The sequence below is a fragment of the Kribbella sp. NBC_00889 genome (genome assembly GCF_045207705.1).
In the GTDB taxonomy this organism is placed as follows: Bacteria; Actinomycetota; Actinomycetes; order Propionibacteriales; family Kribbellaceae; genus Kribbella.
In genome coordinates, this window is record NZ_CP108783.1 from 8,042,256 (window position 1) to 8,058,856 (window position 16,601).

Below are 16,601 nucleotides of genomic sequence, written 5' to 3' on the forward strand. Positions count from 1 at the left end.
CGGACCGCCCCCACTCACCAACTGCTCCGGCGACAGAGGCGGCACGCTCGGATCCGCGTTCAAGCTGCGCGGAGTCCGCGCTTGGTGAGTGGCGGGTGTCCGCTCGCCCGCTCGACGGCGCCCACCACCCATTCGCCGTCGTACATCACGTCCTCCCAGCTGAAGCGAAGGATCCGCCAACCTCGGACGGCCAGGTTCACGTGCCTGCGGCAATCCCTGACCAGCGCCCGGCGAGTGCCGTGATGTTCGAACCCGTCGGCCTCCAGGCCGATCCGCAGACCGGGATGCGCGAGGTCGAGCCGCGCCGAGAACTCATCGTCCTGAACCACCAGTTGGGGGACGAAGCCGTCAATCCCAGCTTGGATCAGCAAGGCGCGTAGCGCTGACTCCAGCACAGACTCCGCACGCCCGTCGGCGAGAGCGACGACCTGCTGGACCCGGCACCGATGTGGTCCGCGGAGCTTCGCCGCCGCATCCAGGATCTCGTCCTGGTCGACGCCGCCGGCACGTAGGGCAGAGTCTGCTACCGCGAGTGCCTCGGCCAGCGGCAAGGCGCGGATGCAGTCGAGAACGGTCCGGACGGGAGTCGTCGTGTCGTCCAAGGCAGCTACGTCTGCCCAATGCAAGATGCACGGGAGTCCTGTCCGACGTCGGACCCGGCCCGGAGGCAGGGTGACATGCGGCAGTGGTGGCAAGTTGATCACCCCGAAGCCCCAGTACTCCGCCGCACTCAGATGAGACACGACGCCTCCGTGGCTGCGTGCGGCCGTCAAGGCGGGTGGCGCCTCCGGCAGAGCGTAGACAGCTTTCGCGACGCGGCGGATCTGTCCTGCAGCCAACGCATCCCGGATGGCCCGTGCGGACACGAGGGCGCGTAGATCGGCGAAGGTCGAACTCCCACCGCGTCTGCCGAGCACCTCGGCCACATCTGCCACGACTCCATGATGGTGGGCTGCGGCGCGCGGAGGCCTGGGTTGTCCACAGGCGGACCGCCCACACTCACCAAGGCGCCCTATATTGCCTGATCCCGCCAGCGCTGAGCGTACAACTGGACGCGTCGGCCGACTTACTGAGTGGTGGCGGTCCGCAAATCAGATGCGCGCCAAAGCGGCAGCCGTCACCCTGGGGGGATGGACAGGGAGCTGGGGTTGCGGTTGCGGTCGGCGTTCCGGTGGCAGACGGATCGGGGCGTGTGAAGTAGCTACGCAGACGTCACTGGGTGGTGGCGGGATGCCGGGTTGTTGCGGGAGCTTGGGCCTGCGTTGGGGAGCCTGTACGACGTGACGCCAACGGTCGTGGTGGGGCCGGTTTCGCGTGGTGCATTGGTTGGCGCGTTGACGGCGGCGGCTCTTGGGGTCGGGTTCGTGGAGATGCGGAAGAACGCTGCGCCGGCGACCGACAGCGATCGATGGGTGCAGCGGACGACGGCACCGGACTACCGCGACCGCCACGTCGTGTTCGGCTTCCGGCGGGACTTGGTCCGGGCTGGTGACCGAGTGCTTCTGGTCGACGACTGGGCGGATACGGGGGCAACCGCGGTCACTGCCCGCCAGTTGGTGGAGGACAGCGGCGCGCAGTGGATCGGTGCGGCCTGCATCGTCGATGGCCTCACCGATGCCAGGTTGCGCCACGACCTTCCACTGCGGGCGCTGCTCAACGTCCGGGCGCTGTGATCAGAGGTCTTTGGCCATGAGCGCCATGGTGGCACCGGTGGGCAGGCGCTGCTTGCCCACCTCGGTGTACCCACGCGAGGCGTGGAAGCCGAGGCCGGCCGGGTCGGGTGGGTCGGAGCGGACGCGGGCGACAACCCGGTCGAACGGCTTCGCTGCCCGCTCGATCGCGCGGTAGACCGCCGTACCGATCCCGCGGCGGCGGCGCTCCTCGGCGACCACGATCCGCTCGACCAGCAGGAACCGGTCCGCGTACGTCGCGGCGAACCACTCGAACTCGAGACCGTCGTACGCGGACCCCGGCGTGAAGGTGAGGACGAAGCCGACCGGGCGGCTGTCCTCCTCGACCACGACAGCATGAGCGGCGATCAGGCGGAGCCAGTCCAGCCGGGCAGGTCCGAGCGGCTCGACCAACCCTTCCGCGGTGGCATTCAAAGCAAGCACCGCGGCGTCGTCAGCGGTTGTCATCGGGCGGAGCTTCACGGTGAACACCCTCCCACGGAAAGCCTTGTCCACGGCAGGGGTCAGTTCGGGTCCACCCTGGCCCGTCCCTGGCCGTGACCCGGAAAATCGGGGCCCATCTTGGGAATGACCCACGGGTTGTGCAATGTTGAGCCAGGTGTACTCAAGTTTGTTCAGTCACGGATTTGAATCCGAGGCGGTCGAACGGCAACATTGAGTCTGCATCACTCAAGTTTCCGGGGGTTGCGGGGGTCGTCCCCCGGACTCACTCAGTGTGGAGGTAAGCACATGGCCCGCGCGGTCGGTATCGATCTCGGTACGACGAACTCCGTCATCGCCGTACTGGAAGGTGGCGAGCCCACCGTCATCCCCAACGCCGAGGGAGCGCGCACGACGCCCTCGGTGGTGGCTTTCGCCAAGAACGGCGAGGTCCTGGTCGGCGAGGTGGCGAAGCGCCAGGCCACCACGAACGTCGACCGCACCATCCGCTCCGTCAAGCGCCACATGGGCGAGGACTGGAGCGTGAACATCGACGGCAAGAAGTTCACCCCGCAGCAGATCAGCGCGTTCGTGCTGCAGAAGCTGAAGCGGGACGCCGAGGCGTACCTCGGGGAGCAGGTCACCGACGCGGTCATCACCGTGCCGGCGTACTTCTCCGACGCGCAGCGCCAGGCGACCAAGGAGGCCGGCGAGATCGCCGGTCTGAAGGTGCACCGGATCGTCAACGAGCCGACCGCGGCCGCGCTGGCCTACGGCCTCGACAAGGGCACCGAGCAGACCATCCTGGTCTTCGACCTCGGTGGTGGCACGTTCGACGTGTCGCTGCTGGAGATCGGCGACGGCGTCTTCGAGGTGAAGGCGACCAGCGGTGACAACCACCTCGGTGGTGACGACTGGGACGCCCGCATCGTCCAGTGGCTGGTGACCCAGTTCAAGAACAAGAACGGCACCGACCTGTCCGGCGACAAGATGGCCATGCAGCGCCTCACCGAGGCCGCCGAGAAGGCCAAGATCGAGCTGTCCGCCGCGGCCGAGACCACCATCCACCTGCCGTACCTGAGCCTGACCGAGTCGGGCCCGCTGCACCTGGAGGAGAAGCTCTCCCGGGCCGAGTTCCAGAAGATGAGCAACGACCTGCTGGAGCGCGCCCGCGCCCCGTTCAAGGCCGTCATCAAGGACGCCGGCATCGACGTGTCGAAGATCGACCACGTGATCCTGGTCGGCGGTTCGACCCGGATGCCCGCGGTGGCCGACCTGGTCAAGGAGCTGACCGGTGGCAAGGACCCGAACAAGGGTGTGAACCCGGACGAGGTCGTGGCCGTCGGCGCCTCCCTGCAGGCCGGTGTGCTGAAGGGTGAGGTCAAGGACGTCCTGCTGCTCGACGTGACCCCGCTGAGCCTGGGTATCGAGACCAAGGGTGGCGTGTTCACCAAGATCATCGAGCGCAACACCACGATCCCGACCAAGGGCTCGGAGATCTTCACCACGGCCGAGGACAACCAGCCGTCGGTGATGATCCAGGTCTACCAGGGCGAGCGGGAGATGGCGCGCGACAACAAGTCGCTCGGCAACTTCGAGCTGACCGGCCTGCCGCCGGCGCCGCGCAACGTGCCGCAGATCGAGGTCACCTTCGACATCGACGCGAACGGCATCGTGCACGTCAACGCCAAGGACCTGGCCACCGGCAAGGAGCAGCGGATGACCGTCACCGGCGGTTCCGCGCTGCCGAAGGACGACATCGACAAGATGGTCCGCGACGCCGAGCAGTACGCCGAGGAGGACCGCCAGCGCCGCGAGGCGGTGGAGAGCCGTAACCAGGCCGAGGGTCTGGTCTACCAGACCGAGAAGTTCCTGTCCGAGAACGAGGACAAGGTCCCCGACGACGTCAAGACCGAGGTCAAGGACGGCGTCGCCGAGCTGAAGAAGGCCCTCGAGGGTGAGGACGCCGACGCGATCAAGGCCGCGTCGGAGAAGCTCGCCCAGTCCAGCCAGAAGATGGGTGCCGCGATGTACGCGAACGCCCAGGCTGCCGGCGGCAGCTCCGAGGAGAGCGCGACGGCGGACGACTCGGCGAACAGCAGCAGCAACGACGACGACGTCGTCGACGCCGAGATCGTGGACGAGGACCGGCCGCAGGACAAGACGGAGGACAAGTGACGGATCGACCGACTGGCAGCGAGTTCGGCGACGGCGAGCCCGTCGTCCGGGACAAGCGCCGGATCGACCCGGACACCGGCGCGCTGCGGGAGCCTTCCGAGGCTCCCGCACCGGGCCCCCAGCCGGGTATGCCGGGCACCCCGGGCGCACAGCCGCCGCGGGATCCCTCGGACTTGATCGGCCCGTCTGCCCAGGAGGCTCTGTTGACCGAGGCGCTCGCCGAGCGTACGGCGGACCTGCAGCGACTGCAGGCCGAGTACGTGAACTACAAACGCCGGGTGGACCGGGACCGGGAGGCGAGCCGCGAGCTCGTCATCGGCACGGTGCTGACCGAGCTGCTCGGGATCCTGGACGACATCGGCCGGGCCCGCGAGGCCGGCGAACTCGAGGGCGCGTTCAAAGCGGTCTCGGAGTCGCTGGAGCGGGTCACCGAGAAGCTCGGCCTGGTGCGGTTCGGCGAGAAGGGTGACACCTTCGACCCGCGCATCCACGAGGCCCTGCTGCACAACTACTCCGACGAGGTGGACGGCCCGACCGCGACGATGGTCATGCAGCCGGGTTACCGCCTCGGGGAGCGGGTCCTGCGGGCGGCCCGGGTGGCCGTCTCGGAACCGACCGAGCAACTACCTGGTGACGCCGCGCAGGACGGCGTACCGGTGGAGAGTTCAGATGACGACCAGGCCGCGGACAAGTCCGCGGAGTAGGCGACACGGCTGGAGGGGAGGCGTCGGATGAGCACGAAGGACTGGCTCGAGAAGGACTTCTACAAGGTTCTCGGCGTCTCCAAGACCGCCGAGGCCGATGAGATCAAGAAGGCCTACCGCAAACTGGCGCGCAAGTACCACCCCGACTCCAACGCCGGGGACGCCAGCGCCGAGGCCAAGTTCAAGGAGGTCTCCGAGGCGTACGACGTCGTCGGCGACCCGAAGAAGCGCAAGGAGTACGACGAGGCACGCCGGCTGTTCGGCAGCGGCGGCTTCCGGATGCCGAGTGGCAGCGGACAGGGCGGCGGGTTCAACTTCGACGTCGGCGACCTGTTCAACCGCGGCGGCAGCGGAGGCAGCGGTGGTGGCCTCGGCGACATCCTGGGCGGCATGTTCGGCGGTGGCGGCCGGACCACGACCACCTCGTCGACGGCGCGGCCGCGGCGCGGTGCCGACATCGAGACCGAGGCGTCGATCGAGTTCGCCGAGGCCGTGAACGGTGTCACCGTGGCGTTGCGGATGACCAGTGACGAGCCGTGCAAGACCTGCCGCGGTACCGGCGCGAAGTACGGCACGGTGCCGAAGGTCTGCCTGAAGTGCGAAGGCACGGGCATGCAGACCTCGGTCCAGGGCGGCGTGTTCGCCATGACCGAGCCGTGCACCGAGTGCAAGGGCCGCGGCCTGGTCGTCGACCAGCCGTGCGAGACCTGCCACGGTTCCGGCCGCGGCCAGTCGAGCAAGACCATGCAGGTCCGCATCCCGGCGGGCGTGCAGGACGGTCAGCGGATCCGGCTGAAGGGCAAGGGCGCGGCCGGCGAGCGAGGTGGCCCCGCGGGCGACCTCTACGTCACCGTGCACGTGCACACCCACCGGATCTTCGGCCGCCAGGGCGAGCACCTGACGCTGAACGTCCCGGTGAGCTTCACCGAGGCGGCACTGGGTGCCGAGATCAAGGTGCCGACCCTGGACGGTATGCCCGTCACGGTCCGGATCCCTGCTGGTACGGCGAACGGCAGCAAGCTGCGCGTCCGTGGCAAGGGCTCGGTCCGGCGGGACGGTACGAAGGGCGACCTGCTGCTCACCATCGAGGTACAGGTGCCGCACGAACTGACCGAGGAGCAGCGCGCCAAGCTGCAGGAGTTCAACTCGGCCTCGGAACACCCTGACCTGCGGGCCGGGCTGTTCGGGAGTTCCTGATGGGCCTCCCGTTCAGCCAGGTGCCGACCTGGGACGACCGCACCCCGATCTATGTGATCTCGGTGGCGGCCCAACTGGCCGGCATGCACCCGCAGACCCTGCGCCAGTACGACCGGCTCGGCTTGGTCACGCCGAGCCGGGCGTCCGGCCGCGGGCGGCGGTACTCGGCGTACGACGTGGCGAAGCTGCGCTACGTGCAGCATCTGTCCCAGGAAGAGGGCGTCAACCTGGCGGGAATTCGGCACATTCTCGCGCTACAGTCCGAAGTGGAGGACCTGCGCAAGCGGGTCAACCAGCTACTGGCAGAAGTCCAGCGGGGTGTGGGTGTGTCCCGGCAGAGCAGCAGCAGCCGGGTCTTCTCGGCCGGCCCGGCCGGCGACGTGATCGCCATGGGCCGGCAGCAGACCACCACCCGATGGATCCGGACCCAGCCGCTCGAGCTGGGACCGCGCTGACCGGCGCCGCCACCCGGCCAAGGGTCAGCCGCTGACCCCCTCCGACCACCGGAGGTGTTCCGACTCCCCCCTCGGAGCCTCCGGTCCGTGGAGGCCGTCGTCCCCCCGACGCCTCCACCGCCGAAGGTGTGCTCCCCCCGCACCCTTCGGCCCCCGCAGGGTGGTCCGATCCAGGACCGCCCTGCGGCTCGATCGCAGCAGCAGCCCCCGGCTGGTCCGGGGGCTGCTCGCGTTCATCTGCCGGTCACCCGCGACCCTCGTTTCCCTTGGCCCGGCGGCATACCCTGGCGGGGTGACGCTGAGCCTGCAGACGGACCGGCTGCTGATCCGGGACTGGGAAGAAGACGACGCCGACGCCGCGCTCGAGATCTACGGCTCGCCCGATGTGGCGCCCTGGCTGTCGCCGGCCATCGACAAGGTGACCGACGTGGCCACCATGCGCATGATCCTGCAGGCCTGGATCGAGGCCCAGCCGAACTTCGTCCCACCGGCCGGCCGGTGGGCGATCACCCGCCGCGACGACGGCGAGGTCGTCGGTGGCCTGCTGATCCGGCTGCTGCCGCCGTACGAGGAGGATCTCGAGATCGGCTGGCAGTTGCGGCCGAGTGCCTGGGGCAACGGGTACGCGACCGAGGCCAGTCGCGCGTTGATGCGGTGGGCGTTCAAGGACGGCTCGACCGACGAACTGTTCGCCGTCGCCCGCCCGAACAACAAGCGCGCCATCGCGACCGCCGCCCGGCTCGGGATGGTGTGGGTCGGCGAGACCGACAAGTACTACGACCTGACGCTCCAGGTGTACCGCATCCGCGCGGCCGAGTTCGGCAAGTGAACCAGTAGCCTGGCAGCGATGAATGGGGGTGGCCGCGAGCCACCCTCATTCGCACTACTTCAGGCCGTAGGCCGTGGTGATCTCCTGCACAAGTTTGTTGCCTTTAGCATCAACAGCCGTGATGCGGAACGACGGTGACTGCTTGGCTGTGACGGTCGTTGTGTACTGGGCCGAACCGGTCTGCTTCAACGGCAGTCAGGTCCACTGCTGACCGTCGTACGACAGCTCCAGCTGAACGGTCCTGAACTTCGCCGTCTGGGAACCGGCCTGGTGTCTCAGACCGAGTCGGATCTCAGTGGGCTTTCCGGACGGCACCCTGCTGAGCGGATCCGCGGTCGGCACATCCAGGTCGGCCAGGACGAGCGGCATGACCTCGTCCTCACTGCCCTGCGAGCGGAACGTCCACTCGGACTGCACCCGGGTCGAGTACAGCCGGAACTCGTGCTCCCGTGCGGTGTCCATCGTGATCTTGTAGTCGGCGCTGTCAGCCGGCACATCGGCCCACAGTGCGGAGGCCAGGTGACATCGACGTCGGTGGCACAGTGCTGACGGTGGAGCGCAATGGTCTCGTGGTCGCGTCGGAGCCCGAGGCCCAAGGTTCTGCCCCGACCCTGAGATTTCCCGGGGATTTCCCAGAGTTGAGTGGAATGGACTCAAGTTTGGATAGGTTGTACCCAGTGTTTGCTGTTGCTTGAGCTTGAAAGGCGGGAAACCATATGGACGTTCAGCGGTTGACGACGCTGGCCCGGGAAACCCTGTCGGTCGCGATCCGCCAGACCTCCTCGGCGGGCAATCCGACCGTCGAACCGATTCATCTGCTGTCCGCGCTGCTGGCGCAGCCCGAGGGGACGACCGTCGGCCTGCTCGAGGCCGCCGGCGGTGACCTCGACGCGGTACGCCGCCGTACCGCCGAGCAGCTGAGCCGCCTGCCGAAGGCGAGCGGTGGCAGCGTGCAGGCGCCGAGCCTGTCGCCGAAGACCGGCGACGTGTTGAGCCAGGCGGAGCAGCGGGCTCTCGGGCTCGGGGACGAGTACGTCTCCACCGAGCACCTGCTGATCGCGCTGGCCACCGTCGAGGGCAACGCCAAGACCGCGCTCGGCGTCACCGCGGACGCGCTGCTGCAGGCGTTCGACCAGATGCGTGGCAACCGCCGGATCACCTCCCCGGAGGCCGAAGGCACCACCAAGACGCTGGAGAAGTACGGCGTCGACCTGACCGAGCGGGCCAAGGACGGCAAGCTCGACCCGGTGATCGGACGAGACTCCGAGATCCGCCGGGTCGTCCAGGTGCTGTCCCGGCGTACCAAGAACAACCCGGTCCTGATCGGTGAGCCCGGCGTCGGCAAGACCGCCGTCGTCGAGGGCCTGGCCCAGCGGATCGTGGCCGGTGACGTGCCCGAGTCGCTGCGCGGCCGGCGGCTGATCAGCCTCGACCTGGGCGCGATGGTCGCGGGCGCGAAGTACCGCGGTGAGTTCGAGGAGCGGCTGAAGGCCGTACTGACCGAGATCAAGGACTCCGACGGCCAGATCATCACCTTCATCGACGAGTTGCACACCGTCGTCGGCGCCGGTGCGACCGGCGACAGCTCGATGGATGCCGGCAACATGCTGAAGCCGATGCTGGCCCGTGGCGAGCTCCGGATGATCGGCGCCACCACCCTGGACGAGTACCGGACCCGGATCGAGAAGGACCCGGCGCTGGAGCGACGCTTCCAGCAGGTGTTCGTCGGTGAGCCGTCGGTCGAGGACTCGATCGCGATTCTGCGCGGTCTGAAGGAGCGCTACGAGGCGCACCACAAGGTCGCCATCTCCGACTCCGCCCTGGTGGCCGCGGCCACCCTGTCGCACCGCTACATCAGCGGCCGCCAACTGCCGGACAAGGCCATCGACCTGGTCGACGAGGCCGCGTCCCGGCTGCGGATGGAGATCGACTCGTCCCCGGTCGAGATCGACTCGCTCCGGCGTACTGTCGACCGGCTGAAGATGGAGGAGCTCGCGCTGTCGCGTGAGGAGGACCCATCCAGCCAGGAGCGACTCGGGCGGCTGCGCGCCGACCTCGCCGACCGCGAGGAGGAACTGCGTGCACTCGAGGCCCGCTGGGAGAAGGAGAAGTCCGGCCTGAACCGCATCGGTGAGGTCAAGGAGCGCATCGACGAGCTCCGCGGCCAGGCCGAGCGGGCGCAGCGCGACGGCGACTTCGAGACCGCCTCCCGGATCCTGTACGGCGAGATCCCCGAGCTGACCAAGGAACTGGAGAGTGCGTCGGAGGAGCCCGAGGTCGCCGAGGGACCGGACGCGATGGTCAACGAGGAGGTCGGCCCGACCGAGATCGCCGAGGTGATCGCGATGTGGACCGGCATCCCGACCGGCCGGCTGCTCGAGGGCGAGACCGGCAAGCTGCTCCGGATGGAGGACGAGCTGGGTCGCCGGCTGATCGGCCAGCGCGAGGCGGTCAAGGCCGTGAGTGACGCAGTACGGCGTGCTCGCGCGGGCATCTCCGACCCGGACCGGCCGACCGGTTCGTTCCTGTTCCTGGGTCCGACCGGTGTCGGTAAGACCGAGCTGGCCAAGGCGCTCGCGGACTTCCTGTTCGACGACGAGCGCGCGATGGTCCGCATCGACATGTCGGAGTACGGCGAGAAGCACAGCGTCGCGCGGCTGGTCGGTGCCCCGCCCGGCTACGTCGGGTACGAGGAGGGTGGCCAGCTCACCGAGGCTGTCCGCCGCCGTCCGTACTCGGTGATCCTGCTCGACGAGGTGGAGAAGGCCCACCCCGAGGTCTTCGACATCCTGCTGCAGGTGCTGGACGACGGTCGGCTGACCGACGGCCAGGGTCGCACGGTCGACTTCCGCAACGTGATCCTGATCCTGACCAGCAACCTGGGGTCGGCGTACCTGGCGGACCTTGGGCTGGACGACAAGGCCAAGCGCGACCAGGTGATGGCGGTCGTGCGGCAGTCGTTCAAGCCGGAGTTCATCAACCGGCTGGACGAGATCGTGCTGTTCGACGCGCTCGGCAGCGAGGAGCTGACCCAGATCGTCGCCCTGCAGATCAAGGCGTTGCAGCGCCGTCTGGCCGATCGCCGGATCACCCTGGACGTCGACGAGGGTGCGATGGAGTGGCTGGCGATGACCGGCTACGACCCGGTGTACGGCGCTCGTCCGCTCCGTCGGCTGGTGCAGTCTGCCATCGGTGACGAGCTGGCCCGGAGTCTGCTCAACAGCACTGTCCGGGATGGTGACACCGTCAACGTCACCCTGAACGAGGCGAAGGACGCCCTGGAAGTCAGCCCCGCCTAACCCTCTGAATGCTGGGCCGGCTTTGTGCCGGCCCAGCATTTGTTTGCTCAGGAGGGTTTGTAGGTCAGTGCGATGACTCCGGTCGGAAGCGTGGTCTGACTGACCAGCTCGAGCTCGGTGCGGGGCGCGCCGTCCGGGAACAGGCGGGCGCCGGTGCCGAGGATGAGCGGATGCACCATGATGTCCAGCTGGTCGACGAGCCCGTTGCGCAGCAGGCTGTGCAGGAGCGTCGGGTTGCCGTACATGATGATGTCCCTGCCGGGCTCTGCCTTGATCCGTTTCAGTGCCTCGATCGCGTCGCCTTCCAGCAGCGACGCGTTCCAGGTGAGTTCGCCGGTGAGCGTTGTTGAGGCCACCAGTTTCGGGATGCGGTTCAGCGCCTCGGCGTACGGGCCTTCGGCGTTCCCCCACGCGGCGGAGAACATCTGATAGGTACGTCGGCCGCAGAGGAAGTAGTCACAGCTCGACAGCTTCTCCATCGACCGCCGGACAGCCTCGTCACCGAAGTACGGCCCGGCCCACCCCCCGAACGGTGCCCCGCCGAAACCGCCGGGGTCCTCGGCCACACCGTCGAACGTCATCAGTGCTGAGGCAATGATCCTGCGCATGGTTCCCCTTCCAAGAGGTTCGTCTCACACGTGTAGACCGCGGATCAGCCGAAAGGAATCGGGCAGAATGGGCAGGTGACACGGGCTAACTGGGTGAACACCACGCACGACTGGGCCGGATCGGTGGATCGGAAGCACCTGGCCCAGATCCGGGCCAATATCGAGCAGTACGCGCCTGGTGGGCTGCTCCACCTCGTACTGGAGGTCGTTGCCTACCCTGACGACGAGGCCGAATCCTCCGGGCGACGCGGTGTCTGCACTGTCACGCTGCACGCTGACGGTTCGATCACTGTCGCGGACGACGGGCGCGGGACGGACACCCGTGCCGACGAGCACGGCCGACCGATCAAGAAGCCGGTCATGGCCACGCAAGACCTTCGCTTCTTCGAGGATCCGGCCGCGCCGCTCCTCCCCGACGGGCACCCGCGCCGCGGTATGTCAGTGGTCGCCGCCCTGAGCGATCGCCTCACCCACACCAACCGCCGCCTCAACGGGTCCTGGACCCAGCGCTACGAGTACGGCGTACCGGTGACTGGCCTGGACCCCGTCGACTCCGACGGCAGCACCGGAACCTCGGTCCACTTCCACGCCCCAGCCTTCGCCCCACTCACGCCAGCCGATCTACGCCCCCACCTGACCTTCCCCCACCTCGACATCACCCTCACCGAGTCCTAGGTCCTTGCGGAGGAAGTGGTTTGTGTGTCCGGGTGGGTAGTCGCGTTTGACGCCGTACTGCTCGTACCCGGCCTTGCGGTAGAAGTCCGGCGCCTGGAACTCGAAGGTGGTGACGTCGGCCCACCGGCAACCGCGCGCTCGGCCTTGCGCCTCGATCGCCTCCAGCAGGGCGGTCCCGATGCCTTGGCCTCTGGTGTTCGCGTCGACCCACATCGTGTCGATCGTGAGCCAGTGCCAGCTCCGCTCCACGCGGCCCGCACAGCCGCCGAGGAGTGATCCGTCAGGTGCGAGGGCGAACACGTGCACCGGTTCGGATTTGAGGTTCGCCGGCTCGAACCGCTCCCGGACCACCTCGGACCGTTCCTTGTTGTACTCGACCAGTCGGTCGACCAGGTCCTCCTCGAGTCCCGGATCGACACCACTCCGCAGCTCGAATTCGGCAGCATCCACAGGGCCACCATCACCTTCGGCTCCGTTGATGGGCAACAGAATTTGGGCGATCTGCGAGGATCAGGGGTGGGGGATGGTGGAAGGAAGTCTTCAGCGCATGACCGAGCAGCAGGGCGACGAGCCGGGACGGGCCGAGCACGGGCCCGGTCCGTATCGCGGTGTCTTCGGCTCACCCGGAGATGTAGCGGGTCCGCCGTCGCCTGGCGGGACGCCGTACGGTGACCGACCTGGTGCGTACGGCGATCGGCCGGGAGCGTACGGCGGTGTGTACGGCGCGGGCCCGACGGCGCAGGCGCCGGTGGCTCCGCCCAAGCAGGTCACGATCGCCGCGGTCATCTCGCTCGGCCTGGGCGTGATGAGCATCCTGCTCGCCGGTCTGGCGCTGACCTCTGCAGGTGAGCAGATCTCCGAGGTCCTCACCGGCACGAAGGATGCGCAGGGCGTCGCCGTGGCGGCGGCGGTGATCTGCGCCTTCATCTACATCCTGCCGGCGATCTTCGTCCGGAAGCGCCGCGCATGGGCCCGAGTCATGCTGATCGTGGTCGCCGCGATCGGCATCGTGGGTGGAGTGGTTGCGCTGCCCAGCGGCATCCTCGGGCTGGCGATTCACGGCACACTGCTGTTCCTGATGCTCCAGCAGCCGACCAAGCTCTGGTTCCACCACCGCTGACGCGTCCGCCCCACCCGAAGGAATTCATCCGTGGAGATCTGGATCAACCCGGCCTGTTCCAAGTGCCGCATTGCCACCAAGGCCCTCGACGAGGCCGGCGTCACCTACACGGTTCGCCGCTACCTCGACGACCCGCCCACCGCGGCCGAACTGACGGAGGTCCTGTCTCGCCTCAACCTCGAGCCCTGGGACCTCGTCCGCCACAACGAACCCGACGCCAAACCCCTCCGCGACCTCCCCCGAGACGCCACCAACCGCCCCGCCTGGATCGAAGCGATGGTCACCCACCCCATCCTCATCCAACGCCCCATCCTCACCGCCGACGACGCCACCACCGCCGTCGTCCGAGACCCAGAAACCCTCTCCGGCTTCCTCCGCTGACGATCTGCCCCGCCCTGCCCCCACCTGCCCCAAAACACCTGTGGACAGAGCCCGCGATCAGACGTCCATTTCCTGCACAATCCGTGGGTGCACACCGCTCTCCCGCCGGACTTCGCCCTGACCGCCTGGGTCGACGAATCGGTCATTGTCGGTCGAACCGGTTCGGACGGGGCCTACACGATGGCCGCGGCGGTCGCCGATCTCGCCGCCTGCCCTGAGGTCAGAGACCGATTGCGCGCGCTCACGCTGGGGCGTACCGGGCGACTTCATTGGGCTAACGAGTCGCCCAAACGCCGGGATGCGGTCACTGCGTTCATCGCGAGCTTGGACCTGGCCGCCGTCGTGGTCGTCGGGTCGCCGATGCTGGGCCCGAAGCAGGAACGCGCACGACGCTGCTGCCTCGAGAGGTTGCTTCACGAGCTTGCGGTCTTCGGAGTCGGCGACGTGTGGATGGAATCGCGATCCGCGGTACCCGACCGCCGGGACATCAGACTGATCGACAGCGCCCGCCGGAAGGGGCTGGTGCCGGACAGCCTCGTGGTCAGGTTCGCGCGGCCGAAGGACGACCCGATGCTCTGGATCCCGGACGCGATCGCGGGCGCGGTGACTGCTGCCACCTTGGGGGAACCGCGCTGGGTGCTGCCGCTGGAGGAGATCCTCACTCGGCACGACGTTGTGGTGCGCTAGAAGACGCGAAGGCTGGGTCCCACCATCCGGAGGGGTTCCCAGCCTCACTTCTCGATCGAGCAGCGCTCGTGAGCTGATGACAGTGTGTCACACCGCAGCACCAGATGTCATGCGGGATCCGGTTCAGAGGTTTTGGAGGCGGGTCAGGGCTTCTTTGAGGACTTCGGGTTGTTTGCAGAAGGCCCAGCGGACGAGGGGGCGGCCGGGGGCCGGGTTGTCGTAGAAGACCTGGTGGGGGATGGCGACGACGCCGGCGCGTTCGGGGAGCATGCGGCAGAAGGCGATGCCGTCGGTGTGGCCCAGTGGGCGGATGTCGGTGGTGACGAAGTAGGTGCCGGCCGGGCGGTGGACCTCGAAGCCGAGGGCGGCGAGGCCGTCGCAGAGCAGGTCGCGGCGCGACTGCAGGTCGGCGCGCAGGGCGTCGAAGTACTCGTTGCCCAGGGCAAGCGCATTGGCGACGGCCGGCTGGAACGGCGCGCCGGAGGTGAAGGTGAGGAACTGCTTCGCGGTCGTCACCGCGGTCACGACCGAAGGCGCTCCGGTGACCCAGCCGATCTTCCATCCGGTGACCGAGAACGTCTTGCCCGCGCTGCTGATCGACACGGTCCGCTCGGCCATTCCGTCGTACGACGCCAGTGGGGTGTGCCGTAGGCCGTCGTACACGAGGTGTTCGTAGACCTCGTCGGTGATGACGACCAGGTCGTGTTCGATCGCGACCGCGCAGATGCCGCGGAGTTCGTCGTCGGTGAGGACGGTGCCGGTCGGGTTGTGCGGCGAGTTGATCAGCAGCACCTTCGTGCGCGGCGTGACGGCGGCGCGGAGTTCGTCCAGGTCGAGGCGGTAGTCGGGGGCGCGGAGCGTGACCGGCACGCGGCGGCCGCCGGCGAACGCGATCCCGGCGGCGTACGAGTCGTAGTACGGCTCGAGCGCGATCACCTCGTCGCCCGGTTCGACGAACGCGAGCAGCGCGGCGGCGACCGCCTCAGTGGCGCCGGTGGTGACGAGGACCTGGGTGTCCGGGTCGTACGACAGGTCGTAGAACCGCTTCTGGTGGTCGACGATCGCCTGCCGCAACGCGGGGATGCCGCGCGCCGGCGGGTACTGGTTCGCGCCTGCCCGGATCGCCGCGATCGCATCCTCCAGCAGCGAGTCGGGCCCGTCGGTGTCCGGGAATCCCTGCCCGAGGTTCACCGATCCGGTCGCCACCGCGAGCGCCGACATCTCGGCGAAGATCGTCGTCCCGAGCCCGTCCAACCGCACAGCGTGTTCGCGCATGCCCCCGACCCTAACCCCCTCCCCGCGGCAAGATCGTGCTGTGCGGAACGACGAGCGGCTGACCCTCCTGACGAACGCCGTACACAACACGCAGGAACTGCTCGGCCACCTCAGCCCCGCGGACCTGACGCGGCCCACGCCGTGCGGCGAGTACGACGTACGCCGCCTCCTGGAGCACGTCGTCGGCTGGCAACAGGTCTTCGCAGCCTGCGCGGTCGGGCAGGAGCCGCCCCTCGCCGACGGATCGCCGACCTACACCCTCACCGACGACCCGGCCCGCGACCTCCGCGAAGCCGACCTGGTCACCGACCTCAGCCAGGCCCCGGCCATGATCGACCTGCCGTACCGCGGCGAAACCCCGGTCGAGCATCTCGTCGAGGAACTCGTCGCCGAGACCGTCATCCACAGCTGGGATCTCGCCACCGGCCTCGGCCGATCGATCAGGTACGACGACGCGACCGTCGCGCTGGCGCACTCCGGGCTGACCAGGATGCTCGGTGAGTCCTTCGCGGAGGAGGGCTTCCGGCCGCCGACCGATCTGACGGCGTCGACCGAGTTCGGACGACTGCTGGTCCGCAGCGGCCGCTAGCCGGCGTTCTCGACCATGTGGTGCAGCCACGCGCGAGCCGCCGCGCGGTCGGCATCACTGAACGACGCCTCCAGGTCCTCCTCGACCTTGCGAACGGCCGGGCCCACGTCGATCAGGCGTTGCTCGCCGCCCGGGGTGAGGTGGACCTGCTGGGTCCGCCGGTCCTTCGGGTTCGGCCGCCGTTCGAGCAGCCCGGCGCGCTCCATCCCGCTGATCAGTTCGTTCGCGGACTGACGCGCCGTACCCACCTCGCGGCCGACCTCGGCGACGGTCCGCCCCGGCACCTTCGAGACCAGCACGAGTACGCCGTACTGCTGCACGGACAGCCCGTGCTCGTCGAGGGCGTCGGCGAGCGCGGAGCGCATGCTCAGCCAGGCGTGCCGGACGAGGAAGGTCACGCAGCCGGTCGGGTCGTCGAGGTCCATGAACCCAATTCTGCCGATAAACAGGATTGACAGGTTCCTGACAATCGAGAGAGACTCGAAACCTCGTC

At 68.3% G+C, this 16,601-nt stretch carries 19 protein-coding genes; 12 read left to right on the forward strand and 7 right to left on the reverse strand.

Annotated elements, in window-relative coordinates; genetic code table 11:
• Positions 1-59: 59 nt before the first annotated feature.
• Positions 60-935 (reverse strand): DUF559 domain-containing protein, encoded by an 876-nt coding sequence (locus OG817_RS39535; RefSeq protein ID WP_406050078.1) that lies wholly within the window; start codon positions 933-935, stop codon positions 60-62.
• Between the two features lie 345 nt (positions 936-1,280).
• Here OG817_RS39535 and OG817_RS39540 point away from each other — a divergent pair, with 345 nt between their 5' ends.
• A complete protein-coding gene (locus OG817_RS39540) occupies positions 1,281-1,673 on the forward strand; it encodes a phosphoribosyltransferase family protein (RefSeq protein ID WP_406050079.1) in 393 nt (130 codons plus the stop codon).
• Here the strand turns inward: OG817_RS39540 and OG817_RS39545 are convergent, their stop codons facing one another.
• Positions 1,674-2,138 carry a GNAT family N-acetyltransferase gene (locus tag OG817_RS39545; RefSeq protein ID WP_131363682.1) on the reverse strand — a complete coding sequence of 155 codons (465 nt, stop codon included), beginning with the start codon at positions 2,136-2,138 and terminating at the stop codon, positions 1,674-1,676. It abuts the gene before it with no gap.
• Between the two features lie 282 nt (positions 2,139-2,420).
• Between OG817_RS39545 and dnaK the strand changes: the two genes are divergently transcribed.
• The 5 genes from dnaK (at position 2,421) to OG817_RS39570 (ending at position 7,474) form a co-directional block, all read left to right on the forward strand.
• Complete coding sequence (gene dnaK / locus OG817_RS39550; protein ID WP_406050081.1) at positions 2,421-4,289, forward strand: molecular chaperone DnaK; 1,869 nt, start codon at positions 2,421-2,423, stop codon at positions 4,287-4,289.
• Positions 4,286-4,993, forward strand: a complete 708-nt coding sequence (gene grpE / locus OG817_RS39555) for a nucleotide exchange factor GrpE (protein ID WP_406050082.1) — start codon at positions 4,286-4,288, stop codon at positions 4,991-4,993. The genes dnaK and grpE overlap by 4 nt, the downstream gene beginning before the upstream one ends.
• 27 nt (positions 4,994-5,020) lie before the next feature.
• Entirely contained in the window at positions 5,021-6,190 is a 1,170-nt protein-coding gene (dnaJ, locus tag OG817_RS39560) for a molecular chaperone DnaJ (protein ID WP_396392933.1), read from the forward strand.
• Positions 6,190-6,645, forward strand: coding sequence for a heat shock protein transcriptional repressor HspR (locus OG817_RS39565; RefSeq protein WP_131363688.1), 456 nt, complete (start codon positions 6,190-6,192; stop codon positions 6,643-6,645). The genes dnaJ and OG817_RS39565 overlap by 1 nt, the downstream gene beginning before the upstream one ends.
• A 292-nt stretch (positions 6,646-6,937) precedes the next feature.
• Entirely contained in the window at positions 6,938-7,474 is a 537-nt protein-coding gene (locus OG817_RS39570; RefSeq protein WP_396392932.1) for a GNAT family N-acetyltransferase, read from the forward strand.
• A gap of 195 nt (positions 7,475-7,669) precedes the next feature.
• On the opposite strand, the gene OG817_RS39575 is transcribed toward OG817_RS39570, so the two are convergent.
• Positions 7,670-7,969: a hypothetical protein gene (locus OG817_RS39575; RefSeq protein ID WP_406050083.1), complete on the reverse strand. Its 300-nt coding sequence runs from the start codon at positions 7,967-7,969 to the stop codon at positions 7,670-7,672.
• Between the two features lie 221 nt (positions 7,970-8,190).
• On the opposite strand from OG817_RS39575, the gene clpB reads away from it, so the two are divergent.
• The gene (gene clpB, locus OG817_RS39580) at positions 8,191-10,773 is read left to right on the forward strand and encodes an ATP-dependent chaperone ClpB (RefSeq protein WP_406050084.1); all 2,583 of its coding nucleotides are present in this window, start codon (positions 8,191-8,193) and stop codon (positions 10,771-10,773) included.
• 47 nt (positions 10,774-10,820) lie between these two features.
• Here clpB and OG817_RS39585 read toward each other — a convergent pair whose 3' ends face one another.
• The gene (locus tag OG817_RS39585; protein ID WP_406050086.1) at positions 10,821-11,381 is read right to left on the reverse strand and encodes a dihydrofolate reductase family protein; all 561 of its coding nucleotides are present in this window, start codon (positions 11,379-11,381) and stop codon (positions 10,821-10,823) included.
• A 75-nt stretch (positions 11,382-11,456) separates the two neighbouring features.
• Here OG817_RS39585 and OG817_RS39590 point away from each other — a divergent pair, with 75 nt between their 5' ends.
• Positions 11,457-12,056, forward strand: a complete 600-nt coding sequence (locus tag OG817_RS39590; RefSeq protein ID WP_406050087.1) for a hypothetical protein — start codon at positions 11,457-11,459, stop codon at positions 12,054-12,056.
• On the opposite strand, the gene OG817_RS39595 is transcribed toward OG817_RS39590, so the two are convergent.
• Complete coding sequence (locus tag OG817_RS39595) at positions 12,003-12,506, reverse strand: GNAT family N-acetyltransferase (protein ID WP_406050088.1); 504 nt, start codon at positions 12,504-12,506, stop codon at positions 12,003-12,005. The two genes, OG817_RS39590 and OG817_RS39595, sit on opposite strands and share 54 nt — an antisense overlap.
• A gap of 97 nt (positions 12,507-12,603) precedes the next feature.
• On the opposite strand from OG817_RS39595, the gene OG817_RS39600 reads away from it, so the two are divergent.
• The 3 genes from OG817_RS39600 to OG817_RS39610 all read left to right on the forward strand — a co-directional run bounded on the left by OG817_RS39600 (position 12,604) and on the right by OG817_RS39610 (position 14,244).
• The gene (locus tag OG817_RS39600; protein ID WP_406050089.1) at positions 12,604-13,176 is read left to right on the forward strand and encodes a hypothetical protein; all 573 of its coding nucleotides are present in this window, start codon (positions 12,604-12,606) and stop codon (positions 13,174-13,176) included.
• Positions 13,177-13,206: 30 nt separating this feature from the next.
• Positions 13,207-13,557, forward strand: coding sequence for an ArsC/Spx/MgsR family protein (locus OG817_RS39605; protein ID WP_406050090.1), 351 nt, complete (start codon positions 13,207-13,209; stop codon positions 13,555-13,557).
• 87 nt (positions 13,558-13,644) lie between these two features.
• On the forward strand, positions 13,645-14,244 hold the full coding sequence (locus OG817_RS39610) for a hypothetical protein (protein ID WP_406050092.1): 600 nt from the start codon (positions 13,645-13,647) through the stop codon (positions 14,242-14,244).
• Between the two features lie 123 nt (positions 14,245-14,367).
• On the opposite strand, the gene OG817_RS39615 is transcribed toward OG817_RS39610, so the two are convergent.
• Complete coding sequence (locus OG817_RS39615) at positions 14,368-15,519, reverse strand: pyridoxal phosphate-dependent aminotransferase (RefSeq protein ID WP_406050093.1); 1,152 nt, start codon at positions 15,517-15,519, stop codon at positions 14,368-14,370.
• A gap of 40 nt (positions 15,520-15,559) precedes the next feature.
• Between OG817_RS39615 and OG817_RS39620 the strand changes: the two genes are divergently transcribed.
• Entirely contained in the window at positions 15,560-16,108 is a 549-nt protein-coding gene (locus OG817_RS39620) for a maleylpyruvate isomerase family mycothiol-dependent enzyme (protein WP_406050094.1), read from the forward strand.
• Here the strand turns inward: OG817_RS39620 and OG817_RS39625 are convergent.
• Positions 16,105-16,533, reverse strand: coding sequence for a MarR family winged helix-turn-helix transcriptional regulator (locus OG817_RS39625; RefSeq protein ID WP_360450074.1), 429 nt, complete (start codon positions 16,531-16,533; stop codon positions 16,105-16,107). The two genes, OG817_RS39620 and OG817_RS39625, sit on opposite strands and share 4 nt — an antisense overlap.
• Positions 16,534-16,601 lie beyond the last annotated feature (68 nt).